A 14,772-nucleotide genomic window follows, 5' to 3' on the forward strand; every position below is an offset into this window, starting at 1 on the left:
CCACACAAACCGTGGCATCCGGGTTCGCACCCGGCAAGGACCACGATATATGGCGGTACGTCGCGCAAGCGACACATCAGGATGAGGGCAGACGGTGGCAACCCGGGCACAGAGCGGGCTGGTCCTATCGATTAGTCGGTGGCGGAAATCCCGAAAACTGCGCAATTTCGGCACTCTGGGGCTGGTTCTTCTGGGCCCTGCGCTGGCGTTGGCCACTTATCTCGTTATCGGTCCATTCGATCTGGGAGCAACCGCGCCGACGCTGCGCCTGATCCTTCTGGCTGACCTCGTTTATGTGCTGGTCGTCGCCGCTCTTGTGTTGGGACAGGTGTTCAGTCTGATCGCCGCCCGCCGCGCAAAGTCGGCTGGGTCGCGATTGCACCTGAGGCTGATCGGAGCATTTACGCTACTGGCGCTGGTGCCGACCGTAACAGTTGCGATCTTTGCCGGACTGACGGTGAATATCGGCCTTGAGGGTTGGTTTTCGGATCGCGTACGACAGGTGGTTGGATCTTCCCTGACCGCGGCCGAGGCCTATGAGCAGGAACATCGCGAAGGGTTGACCCAGGACGCCGCTGTTCTGGCCCGGTTCCTCGACAATGCCCGGTCGCGGGATTTCTTTATTTCGGATGCGGAACTGCGCGAGGTGCTGGCGCAGGGGCAGGCGCAGATTCAGCGCGGTCTGCGCGAGGCCTATGTCATTGACGGTAGTGGCGAAATCAAATCGCGCGGGGATCGGTCCTATCTGTTTAACTACGAAGCACCTACGCCCGAGCAGATGATTGAGGCAACCGACGCCGGATTGTTGATCATCGCCGACTGGCAGAACAGTGAATTCCGGGCGTTAGTACCTTTGCAGGCTTATCTGGATCGCTTTCTCTATGTCAGCCGGGAAGTCGACGGGCAGTTACTGAACCTTTTGGATGATACCAAAGAGACGGTGCAGTTTTACCAGCAACTCGAAAGCGAACGGGGGCGGGTCCTGTTTGAGTTCGGCCTGTTGTATCTCAGCTTTGCGGTGATCCTCATTCTGGCAGCTATGTCTTTGGGTATGTGGTTCGCCGAACGCCTCTCGCGCCCCGTAGGACGTCTGACTACAGCGGCGCAGCGTGTTGGTGGCGGGGATCTCAGCGTGCAAGTCTATGAAGAAGCCAGCGACGACGAGATCGCCATGTTAGGCCGTTATTTCAACCAGATGACCCGACAACTTAAAGGCCAGCGCGACACCCTTTTGGAAAACACCCGTCAAATCGAGCGCCGCCGCCGACTGTTTGATTCGGTGCTCAGCTCGGTGACATCCGGTGTTGTCGGCGTCGATTCGGAAGGCTGCGTTACCTTGGTGAACCGGTCCGCAGAACGTTTGCTGGACTGGTCGCGAGGTGACCAGCAGCTGGCCATAGGTATCGCCGTGCCGGAGTTTCTACCGCTTTTTGAAAGCCTCAAAGACAGCGGTCAGGAGGCCGTCCAGGGTGAGATAAAGGTGACGCGAAAAGGCAGATTGGAAAACCTGCTTGTTCGCATGGCGACCCGCCGCGGCGAGGATGGCGGGCTTGAAGGCTATGTTGTTGCCTTTGACGACGTGACGGATCTGGTCAGCGCGCAACGAATGGCCGCATGGGGTGATGTCGCACGCCGGATTGCGCATGAGATCAAGAATCCGCTGACCCCAATCCAGTTGAGCGCCGAGCGGATCAAGCGGAAATTCTCGCGCAAGCTGGATGAAGGGGACTGCGACAGCCTGGAATCCATGACCGATGTAATCGTTCGGCAGACCAACGACCTGCGACGGATCGTTGACGAGTTCTCGAAATTCGCACGTATGCCGGAACCAGTCCGGCGCGAGGAAGACATCGTTGGGCTGGTGCGCGAAGCGGTGTTACTGCAACAAGCCGGGCAACCGGATGTACAGATCGACGCCACCCTGCCGGCCCAGCCAGTCATGGCGGACGTTGATGCGACGATGCTAAATCAGGCACTGACCAACCTGATAAAGAATGCAGGCGAGGCTATTGAAACGCTGAGACGAAAAGGCCCACCTGAAAACCTAAAACCACAGATCAAAGTGGACGTGACCAGCGACGATGCGGGTACGGTTATCAGCATTGCGGACAACGGCATCGGCCTGCCTGAAGACAGGGCACGGCTGTTCGAGCCGTACGTAACGACGCGCGACGAGGGCACCGGATTGGGTCTGCCCATCGTCAAAAAGATTATCGAAGAACATGGCGGAGCCCTCACGCTTGAGGATGCGCCGGTTTTCGACGGACAGGACCATTTCGGTGCGATGGCCGTGATCCGTTTGCCGGGAGGCAGTATTTCCCAAAATGCAGCGCCACAAAAGCAGGCAATTCATACTAACAAACTGAAAGCAGGCCAAAGATGAGCGACATTCTGATCGTAGATGACGAACGCGATATTCGCGAACTGGTGTCCGACATTCTGGAGGACGAAGGCTATTCAACCCGGCTGGCCGGCAACTCGGACGAGTGCATGGCTGCAATCAATACGGAACCGCCCGGGCTGTTGATCTTGGATATCTGGCTGAAAGACAGCCGCATGGACGGGATCGACATTCTGAAGACGGTCAAGCGCGATAACCCGGACGTGCCTGTGGTTATCATTTCCGGTCACGGCAACATTGAAATCGCGGTAGCTGCAATCAAGCAGGGGGCTTACGACTTCATCGAAAAGCCATTTAACATTGACCAACTGATGGTCGTGATCCGCCGCGCGATGGAGACCTCGCGCCTGCGCCGCGAAAATGCATCGCTGAAACGCAAGGAGGTCACGAGTGCGGACATGATCGGCAAGTCGGCATCATTCCGTACGATGCAAAGCCAGTTGGACAAGGTCACCAAGTCGAACGGTCGTGTGATGCTGAGTGGCCCTGCCGGGTCCGGCAAGGAAATCGCCGCGCGGTATATCCACGCTCACTCCAACCGTTCCAATGCGCCTTTCGTGACGGTGAACTGCGCCGGGATCGAGCCCGAAAGGGTCGAAGAGGTACTGTTCGGGCGCGAATCTTCGGAACGCGGAATTGAGGCCGGTTTGCTGGAAGAGGCTCATGGCGGTGTGATCTATTTTGACGAGGTCGCTGATATGCCACTGGGCACGCAGTCCAAGATCTTGCGCGTTTTGGTTGACCAGCAGTTTCAGCGTGTCGGCGGCTCGGACAAGGTTCGGGTCGATCTTCGGGTGATTTCATCGACCAACCGCGACTTGGAGGCCGAGATTTCAGGCGACCGTTTCCGTGAAGAGCTGTATCACCGGCTCAACGTGGTCCCGATCGCAGTGCCATCGCTGGAAGAGCGGCGTGAAGACATCCCGGTTCTGGCACAGCATTTCATTGAGATGTGCAACGAATCCCAAGGTCTGACGGCGCGCGAAATCTCAGAGGAGGCCGTTGCTTTGCTTCAGACGATGACATGGCCGGGGAATGTGCGTCAGCTCAAGAACCTGATCGAGCGTGTATTGATTCTGGGTGACGGGTCCGGGCCGATCGAAGCCAGGGAACTACCGGCCGAAGAAGAAAAAGCAGATGAAACGGGCCGCGTTGTCCTTTCGGGTGCGTTGGCAACCTTGCCATTGCGAGAGGCGCGCGAAGCGTTCGAGCGGGAATACCTGCTGACCCAGATCAATCGCTTTGGCGGCAATATCAGCCGAACAGCCAGCTTTGTCGGGATGGAGCGCAGCGCGCTGCATCGCAAGCTGAAATCGCTTGGTGTCGTGACGTCGAACAAATCCGGGGCGCGAGTGGCCCAATTGGATGAACCGGAACCGGCGGAATAATCCGCCGGGCTTTACCCGGCCTGTCCAGGGCTGATTATTTGTATCGTCCCGTTGTCGAATTTCACAAAGCAAGACTGGGTTGTGAGTGGCGGCAACGTTGTCGTGGGCACGGCCTGGGTTTGGGATTTCACACTTTGCCTGCAGGGGGGCAGGCTGACCGGGCGAAAACCTTTCCTGGCCATGCATTGTGCCTCAACCTGATTGCGAAGTCCCTGATTGACGTCGACGGTATAGACCCGTCCGGGCTGCCACCAACCGGGCGAGCGATAGCACCGCCCCCCGCTGTCGCAATAGGTGCGCCCGGGCCAATAGGTGGGCGGGCTTTGCCGCACCTGATTAGCTACGGGCACTTCATTGACCGCTTGTACCTGACATTGCGTGGTCTCACTCTGCACACGCGATACGCTCTCACCTTCGCGGTAATAAAGCGAAAGCGGGCCGTCGCATGCGGACAGGGCCATGATGGGAATAAGCAAACGAAGCACTGATTTCATGGGCTTATCTTGCCTTAGTGGCGCGTGTATGACAATTCAATTGACCGCTATGGGGGCATCTGTCATTCAAAGATTTCAGGCAGAAGGGCCAAAAACATGAAGGTCATCATTTGCGGTGCCGGTCAGGTTGGCTGGCAGATTGCACGGCACCTGTCAGGTGAACTGAATGACGTGACGGTGGTGGACAACAATCCCGATCTGGTGCGCCGCGCGACCGAGACTCTGGATGTGCAGGGGATTGCCGGATTCGCCAGCTATCCGGATGTGCTGGATCGGGCAGGGGCCCGCGATGCAGATATGATTATTGCCGCGACCCATTCGGACGAGGTGAATATGGTCACCTGTCAGATGGCGCACTCGGTATTTTCGATTCAGCGTAAGATCGCCCGTTTGCGGTCCAAATCGTATCTCGAAGCGATCCACTCGGATCTCTACCGACGTGACCATCTGCCCATCGACGTGGTGATCAGCCCCGAGCGCGAGGTTGCTGCCGCTGCTATGCGCCGACTGTCCGCGCCATCCGCTTTCGACACCGAGACGTTCATGGACGGCAATGCCCAGCTGCTTGGTATTCGCATCGAAGAGGACTGTCCGGTCGTCAATACCCCACTGCGGCAGTTGACGGACCTGTTTTCCACGCTCAGCTCGATTGTCGTCGGGGTTCGTCGGGACGGCAACCTGTTCGCGCCTGAATCCGAGGACCAACTGTTCGTGGGGGATGAGTGCTACGTCTTTACCAATGTCAAGGACGTGGATCGCACCATGGAGGTCTTCGGTAAGACACAGAAAAAGCAGGACCGTGTGGTTATCGTTGGCGGTGGCAATGTGGGGCTTGAAGTGGCCCGCACGCTGGAGGAACGCGAAAGCCGGGTGCGTGCCAAGATCATCGAACGAGACCGCCAAAGTGCGGAAATAGCCGCCGAGACTCTTGAGCGGACGATAGTTCTGAACGGTGACGGTCTGGACGCGGCCCTGCTGCACGAGGCGGGGATCGACCGTGCTGACGCGATGCTGGCGGTCACCGATGACGACCGGGCCAATCTACTGGCTGCCGTGCGCGCCAAGGCAGAGGGCTGTGCGCTGGCGATTGCGCTGATCAACGACCCCAGCATGGTGGCGCTGATGGGCCCTCTGGGGATCGATGCCTATATCAACCCACGCGCGACCACAGTCAGTTCGATCCTGCGCCACATCCGTCACGGGCGGGTACGGCAGGTTTATTCCATCGGGGACGCAGAGGCCGAGGTGATCGAGGCCGAGGTTCTGTCGACCTCGCCGATGGCAGGGCAAAGACTGCGGGACATTGATTTCCCGGAAGGTGTCCTGGTCGGTGCCGTTCGTAAGGGGGATGAGGTGTTGCGCCCGACTGGCAGCCTGAGGATTGAAGAAAAAGACGTGGTGGCGATCTTTGCCATGGCCAAGGACGTACCCGAGGTCGAACGGTTGATGCAGGTTTCAATCGATTTCTTCTGATGGGGCATGCGCGGACACAACAGATCGGACTTGTACGGCGACTGCCACTGTTTCTGCTGATCTGGGGCATTGTTGCGGTGTCCATGTTGGTGCCGTCGATCTATGCGTTGGCGTTGGACGATCACGATACTTCGCGGTCATTTTTCTATTCGGGATTGCTGGGGCTTTTTGTCGTGGCAACAATTGCGCTTGCAACGTCCAACCGGATTCCACGGCGGGGGACGCTGGGGCAATTGGCAGTGTTGCTTGGGTGTTTTACCGTCCTGCCATTGTTTCTGGCCATTCCGCTGCATGATGCGCTGGGAAACACGACCTTTCTGAATGCCTATTTTGACATGGTCAGTGCAATGACGACCACGGGGGCTGACATTTTCCCTGATCCTGACCGATTGACCGCGCCGCTGCATTTGTGGCGCGCGCTGGTTGGGTGGATGGGTGGCCTGCTGATGTGGATATCAGCCGCCGCTATTCTGGCGCCGCTGTCGTTGGGCGGATTTGAGGTTACGGCGCGTGGGCAACCCGGTCGCCCGGTCTCGGGCGTGGCGCAAAGTGAAAAGGTCGACCCGAGGGGGCGGTTGATCCGTGTTACGCGCACTCTGACACCAGTGTATGCGGGACTGACCGTTGTGATCTGGATCCTGCTGTTGATCGCGGGTGAGCAGGGTCTGACGGCTGCATGTCACGCGATGTCTACGATGGCTACGTCCGGAATTTCTCCGGTGGGAGGGCTGGAGGGCGCGCAGGCAGGAATCACAGGCGAAGCGATCCTGTTCCTTTTTCTGTTCTTTGCACTGTCGCGCCTGACATTTTCCACGGATACGGCGACAACCGGATATTCGAGACTGGACCAGGACCCTGAATTCAGGATTGGTATGATGATCGTCGCCGGGGTCGCTCTACTGTTGTTTTTCCGTGTCTGGGCGGGCGTACTCGAAATCGGCGGCCAGTTGGAGCCGATTCAGGCTCTGAACGTGATCTGGGGCATGATCTTCACAGCATTGTCATTTTTGACCACGGCGGGATTTGAAAGCGCCAACTGGAACGACGCACAACAGCTTTCTGGACTTGGTACTCCGGGATTGATCCTGATGGGAATGGCGCTGATTGGCGGCGGCGTCGCCACCACGGCGGGCGGGGTCAAACTGTTGCGCGTATTTGCCCTGTATCTGAATGGCGCACGAGAGATTGATCGCCTGATTTATCCTTCATCCGTCAGTGGCGTCGGCGGTGGCAACAGGCGAATTCAAAGCGACGGTGCCTTTATTGCGTGGATCTTTCTGATGATGTTCGCGCTGACGGCGGCGGTGTTCAATGTCCTGCTGGCGGCGATGGGCGCGGGGTTTGAGCAGGCCATGGTACTCAGCGTTGCGGCGCTCAGCACGACTGGTCCGCTGATCGAACTGGCAACAGATATACCCATCCGATTGGTCGATCTGTCCTGGGGTGCCAAGCTGACCATGTGCGCCGCAATGGTGATCGGGCGACTCGAAACGCTGGCGATCATTGCGCTGATTACACCAACCCTCTGGCGGGACTGAGAATCAACACCGGTGTTAATGCCTGATTTTTCATCTGGAAACTCGGTTAATCACGCTCCATACTCAGCCAGAGGGAGCGCGTTGGTCCGCAGCGCGTAGCAAGAACAATGGCGAGATTATAAAAATATGGCTTCGGACAGACAGAATCTGCAGGACGCGTTCCTGAATAATGTACGGAAAGCAAAGGTCCCGGTCACAATATTCCTGATCAACGGTGTGAAATTGCAGGGGGTGATCACCTGGTTCGACAATTTCTGTGTATTGTTGCGCCGCGACGGACAGTCGCAGTTGGTCTACAAACACGCGATTTCGACGATTATGCCGTCGCAGCCGATCAGCCTGTATGAGGGCGAAGACGCCTCTTGATGGAACATGACAGGATGCGCACCCGGGCCTGGGTGCTGCATCCGGAAATCAAATCAGATGAACAGCGCCGTGTCCCCGAACCGGCGCTGGAAGAGGCGGTGGCATTGGCTGCCGCTTTGCCCGATCTGGATGTGATCGGGTCCGAGATCGTGCGCCTGCAACGCGCCCAGCCGGGATTGCTGTTCGGTACCGGAAAGATCGATGAACTGGGCGAACGGTTCCACGAAAACGAGATTGAGCTGGTTCTGATCGACGGACCGGTGACACCCGTTCAGCAGCGCAATCTGGAAAAGGCGTGGAAGGTCAAGATCCTCGACCGCACCGGCCTGATCCTTGAAATTTTCAGTGACCGTGCCCGCACCCGCGAAGGTGTGTTGCAGGTCGAGATGGCAGCACTCAGCTATCAGCGTACGCGCCTGGTGCGGGCATGGACCCACCTGGAACGCCAGCGGGGCGGATTGGGGTTTGTCGGCGGTCCCGGTGAAACCCAGATTGAGGCTGACCGTCGCGCTATTGACGAACAACTCGTGCGTTTGCGCCGTCAATTGCAGAAGGTGGTAAAGACCCGTACGCTTCACCGCGCCGCAAGGGCAAAAGTGCCATATCCGATTGTCGCGTTAGTGGGCTATACGAACGCGGGCAAGTCCACGCTGTTCAACCGCCTGACCGGGGCCGAAGTGATGGCTAAGGACATGCTGTTCGCCACCCTGGACCCGACCATGCGGCGGGTCGAACTGCCCGATGGTCCTGAGGTTATCCTGTCGGACACGGTGGGATTTATCTCGAACCTGCCGACTGAGCTGGTCGCGGCGTTCCGCGCCACGCTCGAAGAGGTTTTGGGCGCGGATATTGTCGTTCACGTGCGCGACATCAGCCACGAAGATTCCGAGGCGCAGGCGCGGGATGTTGAGGCAATCCTAACCTCGCTGGGTGTCGATGACGAACGTCCTCGGCTTGAGGTATGGAACAAGATGGATCTGCTTGGCCCGGATGAACGCGAGGCCGCTTTGGCGCGCGCTGACCGGGATTCGGCAATATTTGCCATCTCGGCGGTTACGGGAGAAGGTGTCGAACCTCTGCTCGCCGAGATCGCCACAAAGCTGCAAGGTGCCCGGCACGAGATGACGCTGGCGTTGGGATTTGCCGAGGGTGACAAACGTGCATGGCTGTTCCGTCAAGATGTGGTGAGGTCCGAAAAACAGACCGAAGACGGGTTCGAAGTCACTGTTCTTTGGACTGATAAACAAGCGGCGCAGTTTGCGGCGCTTTGATCAGAGGAATACTTATGGCACCAGAAGACAACGGAAAGGTATCCTTGAAGGGCCGCATAACAGTACCTTCCGATCGGCTTGAGCAGGTCCGGGCCGCGCTGCCTGACCATATCGCACTGACGCGGGCCGAGCCGGGCTGTCTTTCCTTCGAAGTTGCCGAAGACGCAGACATTCCTGGCCAATTCAATGTCAGCGAAGTGTTCGAAAATCAGGCCGCTTTCGACGCACATCAGGAGCGGACAAAAGAATCGGCCTGGTTTGAGATAACTCAGGGCATTCCGCGAGAATATTCCATCACTTCGGAATAGGCCGAACTGCCTTCGCGATCATGCACCGTCGATTTGGCGCTGATGGTCCTCGGCATCGAACCATCCCAGTGACGATTGGACCTTGTGATCGGCCGTCAGTTCCCATTCCTCCCAGCCGCGGGTCACGACGTGGTTGCCGGTTTGCGCGTGATGGCCTTCCAGCGTCCAGACAAAGATCGCATGGGTTCCGGCCCAACGCAGCATATCGCACCTGACCTCGAGATCGGGGAAATCAGTATGGAAGCCGCGCGCCATTTCTGCCACCGCTGCACGACCGACAATCGGATCGCCACGGTTGATTGTGATCTGCCCATCCGGCGCAAAGAAATCGGCAACTGCATCTGCGTCGCCCGAACTCCAGGCGATTGCGTAATCCCGCGCCAGATTGTTCAGCCTATCCCGTATACTGGCCATCTGTGCCCCCTGGTCCCAAGTCTTCGGCTTGCAGATCGTAGGCGAAAACACCGGTCTGCGTCCACGGTGGGTAAAAAAAGGGGCAAGGTCCTGCCGAAGCTGGTGAAATCAGCGCGGGATCAGGTTCGTTACCCCGACAGCGGCTGCGCGGGCCAGATCAAGGTCCAGCGACATCGGAATATATTCTCCCCGTCGCCAAAGCTGCGCCTGATCATCGTAATAGCGCGACAGGAAATGGCCGGATTGGCCGGTGGCGGTGATAAAGACCGAACTATCTGGATCGGCAAAGTCATACACGCCGCGATAGCCCGCGCCATGCACGTTCTGGAACGGGTCTTTGCCTTCGCCCGAGGTGCGTCCGCGCAGCAGAGTGTTGTCTCCGCCGCTGGTAGATTGGCGAATATTGACGAAGAAGCGCAGTACAGGAACCGAGCCCAGAACCGGGTGGTCATGGGTCGCCTGATGAGCATCACCCCAGCGCAGGGATTCCAACGCCGTGCCGTAGTTTTCAGAAATCCAAATGATAGCGTCATCCAGGGCCAGTCGTGCCATGTCGGTGCAGGTCTCGGTCGGGGCGCTTTGCCGGACGTCACACCAGACCGAGGCACCGTCAATGTCGCGATAGACACGCTCGATAAACAGGGGCTCGACATGTTTGTATTCGGCGGCCAGCGGTCCCAGATCGTCCGAGATCAGCCGGATTTGCAACGCCCGCAGCCATGCCGCATAGATCAGCGGCTCAGGCAAGTGCTCGTTCATCTCACCATTCCACTCAGCCAGCAAGGACAGGGCGATCTGGCGCTGGCGTTCGGGGGTGCCTTCGGGGGCAGAGGCCCCTGTGAACCACAGGTCAGCGCCGATCAGCGGCAGCAGAGAGCGGGCGGTGAAGCTGACTGTGTCCAGCTGCGCCTCGATAAAGCTGTCTCGGGTGTGGACCTCACGCGACTGCATCAGGCGTTCCCAGCGATGCACACGCTGAGTGTCGCCCCATTCATAGGACACATGCTCGGGAAACGGACGGTCGATGATCTTGTTGTTGGTGTTGCCCAGAATGCCGCCCGCAGGGGCCACGAATTCCGGGTTGTCTTCATAGGGCAGGCGACCCTGCCACAGGTTTTCCGCCAGCCAGCCGGGCGTTGGAATGCGGCCTCGGCTCTGATTTCGCAGATCGCGTTTGGGCATGGCTCCGATCAGTTTCAGGCCGATCGTCTCCTTGTCGACCAGAGACAGATTCTGAGAGGGCGATATGAATTTTTCCGCGGCAGCAATCGCTTCGCGAACATTATTGGCGTTCATCAGCGCCATCGACGCCGTCATCGACGTGTCCCGCGAGCTGAGGGCCGTCCATGACAACGAGGCAACATGGCCGGGTGGCGTGATCGTTTCAAGATCGTAATCAGTGCCGGGCAGGACGGGGCCATTCTCGGACCAGCGCAGGGTCAAAGTGATGGGGGCTTCGTCCTTTATCTCAATAATAGAGGGGCGGGAGCGGAACTCTGTGTACCCGTCAGGCGTCAGGTATTCCTCAGGGTTTTCGGGATTCAGCTTTTCGATATGCAGGTCCTGATCGTCCAGATAGGACGAGGTCAGACCCCAGCCCAGTCGGTCGCTGCGTCCGGTCATAATGGCGGGAATGCCGGGGATGGTGGCCCCGATCACGCCGCCCTTCGCCAGTTCAAGTCGGGCAAGATACCAGACACCCGGCGCGGTGAAACCCAGATGCGGATCGTTGGCCAGCAATGTGCCACCACTGGCAGAACGCGAGGGCGCTGCGGTCCATGCGTTCGACGCTCCGGCCAACCCGCGTTTTGGGAAGGGTGACAGCGGGGTATCAGGCATCGGCGTGCCTTTGGCATATCGGGGCGCGTTGGGAAACAGTGCCGCGTATTCCGGCAGGGCCGCGATACCGGGGCCGGGAACATTGGGCAGAATATCGACCAGACGTGCAGGATCGTTGAGTATCAGCGAGGTGCGCGCGCGCAGAACTTCGTCCTTCAGGTGACCGGACAATTGCAGGCTCATCAGCTTGATAACCGCGATACTGTCACCGGGTTGCCAGGGGGAGACCGGGGCATTGAATAGAAACATCTCGGGCGCGCCTCGGCCCAGAGCGGATTCGTTGATCTCATCCAATCGCGCGTTCACCCCGGCGGCATAGGCGCGCAATGCCGCGTTGGTGTAGTCGTCCTGCACTTCGACCGAGCGATGCGCCAGACCATAAAGGTCAAGCCTGCGAAGCAGTTTGTCGACATGAACGGTGCGTTTGCCAAACACTTCGGACAAGCGGCCCTGCGCGGTGCGGCGCATGACCGTCATCTGCCACAAGCGGTCCTGCGCATGGGCATAACCCAGCCCAAAAAACACGTCGGGGTCATTTTCGGCCAGTATGTGGGGAACGTTGGCAGTGTCGCGGATGATCTCGACAGGCGCGCGCAGACCTCTAACTTCGACCGTCTGGTCATAATCCGGCAGCGACTGGCTGGCCAAAAAATACACCAAACCCACACCGGCGAGGGTTAGCAGGACCAGACCTGAGGTAATACGCACAAGCCAGCGAAACACGAATCCCATCAGCGGCCTACAATCCTGATCAATTTCTGTTTGCGCAAAGATTAGTGGATGGTCGCGCTGACCGAAAGAGGAACAGCCCGGGAAAATCCGTGTTTACAGCGCTATAAACTAAAAACCCCGCCACAGCTTAATGCGTGTGGCGGGGACCGCAGGAGGGGGGGTGTGGTAGTCCTGAGTTACGGAATGATCCGCGTGTATTTGGTGCCTTCGACCGTCGCGCCGAATTTAAGGCCTGCCTGTCCGAATACCGCCGCCAGTACCGGAGAGCGCAGTGTGGTGGTGTCGGTCGACAGCGAGTCGCCGGTTGCATCGACGACGTAGCCGATATCAGCCCCGGCGGTCCAACCGCTGGAACGGCGGAAATCGTTCAACGCATCTTGTGTCATGAAGAACAGGACGTGCGCGTATTGCTGTGCGCCAATCTGCAGGCCGGCACTGCCGGAAACGGCTGAGTAGTAGTCAACCGTTGCGCCGTTGATGCGCAGCGCGCCCTGGCCGTAGGCTCCGCCAAAGATAAACCCTGCCTCGGTGATCAGGGGCATAACCAGCATGCCGTTGGATTTATTCGCGATCTCAACCGTATTGGGATAGCGTGAATACATTTCGGTCAGCGTGGCATCCACGCGGGCGTCGATCGTGGCTGCATTCGAATTGCCGACACCATTGCCGCACGCCGCGGTCAGTGTCAGACCGGCCATGCCAAAAGCTAAGCCACGACGGGTCAGTCGAGTGGAATTGGAACTGCTCATGTTTTTTCTCTGTATTACTGCCTGATATGTCGGGTGTTCCCGATCTTATGTGCAAGAATACGCCGATTGGGTCAGCGTGTCACGGGAAAGCTGAGCAACGACAGACCGCAATCGGCGAAATATTGCGACAATTAGGGGTTTTAGCCCTGAAGGATGCGCGCGACCTGTGGGGCGAAGTAGGTCAGAATGCCATCACAGCCCGCTCGCTTGAAAGCCAGAAGGCTTTCCAACATAACTTTTTCTCCGTCAATCCAGCCGTTCTGCGCTGCCGCCTGAACCATCGCGTATTCACCCGACACCTGATAGGCATAGGTCGGGGCGCCAAAGGCGTCTTTCACCCGTCTGCAGATATCCAGATAAGGCATCCCGGGCTTGATCATCACCATGTCGGCGCCTTCGGTCAGGTCACGCTCGATCAGGCGCAGGGCTTCGTTCGAATTGGCCGGGTCCATCTGGTAGGTTTTCTTGTCACCTGTCAGCGCGCCTGATGCGCCTACCGCATCACGGAATGGACCATAAAACGCGCTGGCGTATTTCGCGGCATAGCTGAGGATCATCACGTTTTGATGTCCTGCCGATTCCAGAGCCCGGCGCATCTCGCCAATGCGACCGTCCATCATGTCGGACGGGCCGATGATATCGGCCCCGGCTTCGGCCTGCGCCAGAGTCATTTTGACCAGCGCCTCGACCGTCTGGTCATTTACGATCTCGCCATTGACCACAAACCCGTCATGGCCATTGATGTTGTAAGGGTCCAGCGCCACGTCTGTCATGACCGCGATATCCGGCGCTGCGGCCTTGATCGCGCGAATGGCGCGGTTCGAGAGGTTTTCAGGGTTCCAGGCCTCGGCGCAATCCTCGGTTTTCAGGCTGGGATCTGTGTAGGGAAAGATGCAGATCGCAGGAATTCCCATCGCTTGTGCCTCTGCAGCGGCCTTAGCGATCAGATCGACCGAACGGCGCACCACGCCGGGCATCGACGGCACCGGCTCTTCAATACCTTCACCATCACGCACGAAAACCGGCCAGATCAGGTCATCCGTGGTCAGCGTGTTTTCCCGGACTAGGCCCCGCACTGCCTGCGATTGGCGCGCCCTGCGAAAGCGGGTCAGGGGATAGGGGGCGATGGTGGGTTTCATGTCGCGCTCTCCTTGAATAATTCCGCATTGGGTGGCATGAATTCCCGGAGGTCTCAAGGGTTACAATGGACGCGCCTGCGCAAATAAGGCCCCAAAGGACAGTGAACAAAGGGCTGACGCTTGGACTTATACTCTTCGCTTTTCGAAATTATCGACATGCGCAGCTTTTCGAATCTGTGGTACTGGATCGGGCTGGCCGTGCTGTGGTCGTCGGCCAGTCACTGGGCGATGGGTGTTCCGTACGATCTGGTGGTTCGCGCACGCCGGATCAGAGGGCAGGCCGAACAGGATTTGCTAGACATCGTGCGGATCAACGGTAACAGACTGCTCTATATCGTCGACGTGTCTGGTCTGGCTATTCTGGGGCTGAGCTGTTTCTTTTTCACGGGCCTCGCGACACTCGGCTTTTACTATGGTGTCGAATTTGCGCAGGCCGTGTTTCTGTTGCTGTTTCCGGTGTGCATTGTGATGCTCATCAACATCTCGGCAGCGCGTAAACTGCGGAGAAGCGAAGGAACGCTGGAAATTGTGACCAAAATTTTGACGCGGTGCCGGATATATACGCAAATCATCGGTATGGTTTCGATTTTGATCACATCGCTTTGGGGCATGTATCAGAACTTCTCGATTGGTGTTCTGGGATAGGAAAATCGGAAAGGC

Annotated in this window: 13 protein-coding genes; 8 read left to right on the forward strand and 5 right to left on the reverse strand. The window is 58.2% G+C overall.

Going from position 1 to position 14,772, the window contains the following annotated elements; all coding sequences use genetic code 11:
* Positions 1 to 94 precede the first annotated feature (94 nt).
* Both GOX66_RS03670 and ntrX read left to right on the forward strand, forming a co-directional pair.
* Positions 95 to 2,383: an ATP-binding protein gene (locus GOX66_RS03670; protein WP_170759703.1), complete on the forward strand. Its 2,289-nt coding sequence runs from the start codon at positions 95 to 97 to the stop codon at positions 2,381 to 2,383.
* The gene (ntrX, locus tag GOX66_RS03675; protein WP_170759705.1) at positions 2,380 to 3,789 is read left to right on the forward strand and encodes a nitrogen assimilation response regulator NtrX; all 1,410 of its coding nucleotides are present in this window, start codon (positions 2,380 to 2,382) and stop codon (positions 3,787 to 3,789) included. The genes GOX66_RS03670 and ntrX overlap by 4 nt, the downstream gene beginning before the upstream one ends.
* Before the next feature lie 11 nt (positions 3,790 to 3,800).
* Here the strand turns inward: ntrX and GOX66_RS03680 are convergent, their stop codons facing one another.
* Positions 3,801 to 4,283, reverse strand: coding sequence for a hypothetical protein (locus GOX66_RS03680; RefSeq protein WP_170759706.1), 483 nt, complete (start codon positions 4,281 to 4,283; stop codon positions 3,801 to 3,803).
* A 96-nt stretch (positions 4,284 to 4,379) separates the two neighbouring features.
* On the opposite strand from GOX66_RS03680, the gene trkA reads away from it, so the two are divergent.
* From trkA to GOX66_RS03705, 5 genes are all read left to right on the forward strand, one after another.
* Positions 4,380 to 5,756 (forward strand): Trk system potassium transporter TrkA, encoded by a 1,377-nt coding sequence (trkA, locus tag GOX66_RS03685; protein ID WP_170759708.1) that lies wholly within the window; start codon positions 4,380 to 4,382, stop codon positions 5,754 to 5,756.
* Positions 5,756 to 7,294 carry a TrkH family potassium uptake protein gene (locus GOX66_RS03690; protein ID WP_170759710.1) on the forward strand — a complete coding sequence of 513 codons (1,539 nt, stop codon included), beginning with the start codon at positions 5,756 to 5,758 and terminating at the stop codon, positions 7,292 to 7,294. Before trkA ends, GOX66_RS03690 begins: the two co-directional genes overlap by 1 nt.
* A gap of 126 nt (positions 7,295 to 7,420) precedes the next feature.
* On the forward strand, positions 7,421 to 7,660 hold the full coding sequence (hfq, locus tag GOX66_RS03695) for an RNA chaperone Hfq (protein WP_010440340.1): 240 nt from the start codon (positions 7,421 to 7,423) through the stop codon (positions 7,658 to 7,660).
* Positions 7,660 to 8,931 (forward strand): GTPase HflX, encoded by a 1,272-nt coding sequence (gene hflX, locus GOX66_RS03700; protein ID WP_170759712.1) that lies wholly within the window; start codon positions 7,660 to 7,662, stop codon positions 8,929 to 8,931. The genes hfq and hflX overlap by 1 nt, the downstream gene beginning before the upstream one ends.
* Before the next feature lie 14 nt (positions 8,932 to 8,945).
* Positions 8,946 to 9,239, forward strand: coding sequence for a putative quinol monooxygenase (locus GOX66_RS03705; protein ID WP_170759713.1), 294 nt, complete (start codon positions 8,946 to 8,948; stop codon positions 9,237 to 9,239).
* Positions 9,240 to 9,257: 18 nt separating this feature from the next.
* Here GOX66_RS03705 and GOX66_RS03710 read toward each other — a convergent pair whose 3' ends face one another.
* The 4 genes from GOX66_RS03710 to hemB form a co-directional block, all read right to left on the reverse strand.
* Positions 9,258 to 9,653, reverse strand: coding sequence for a nuclear transport factor 2 family protein (locus GOX66_RS03710; protein WP_170759716.1), 396 nt, complete (start codon positions 9,651 to 9,653; stop codon positions 9,258 to 9,260).
* Between the two features lie 108 nt (positions 9,654 to 9,761).
* Positions 9,762 to 12,224 carry a penicillin acylase family protein gene (locus GOX66_RS03715; protein ID WP_170759718.1) on the reverse strand — a complete coding sequence of 821 codons (2,463 nt, stop codon included), beginning with the start codon at positions 12,222 to 12,224 and terminating at the stop codon, positions 9,762 to 9,764.
* 176 nt (positions 12,225 to 12,400) lie between these two features.
* Positions 12,401 to 12,973, reverse strand: a complete 573-nt coding sequence (locus GOX66_RS03720; RefSeq protein WP_170759720.1) for a lipid-binding SYLF domain-containing protein — start codon at positions 12,971 to 12,973, stop codon at positions 12,401 to 12,403.
* Positions 12,974 to 13,113: 140 nt separating this feature from the next.
* Positions 13,114 to 14,112, reverse strand: a complete 999-nt coding sequence (hemB, locus tag GOX66_RS03725) for a porphobilinogen synthase (RefSeq protein WP_170759722.1) — start codon at positions 14,110 to 14,112, stop codon at positions 13,114 to 13,116.
* 120 nt (positions 14,113 to 14,232) lie between these two features.
* Between hemB and GOX66_RS03730 the strand changes: the two genes are divergently transcribed.
* Positions 14,233 to 14,757, forward strand: coding sequence for a component of SufBCD complex (locus GOX66_RS03730; protein ID WP_170759724.1), 525 nt, complete (start codon positions 14,233 to 14,235; stop codon positions 14,755 to 14,757).
* The last annotated feature ends 15 nt before the right edge of the window (positions 14,758 to 14,772 follow it).

The organism is Ruegeria lacuscaerulensis (genome assembly GCF_013031245.1).
In the GTDB taxonomy this organism is placed as follows: Bacteria; Pseudomonadota; Alphaproteobacteria; order Rhodobacterales; family Rhodobacteraceae; genus Ruegeria; species Ruegeria lacuscaerulensis_C.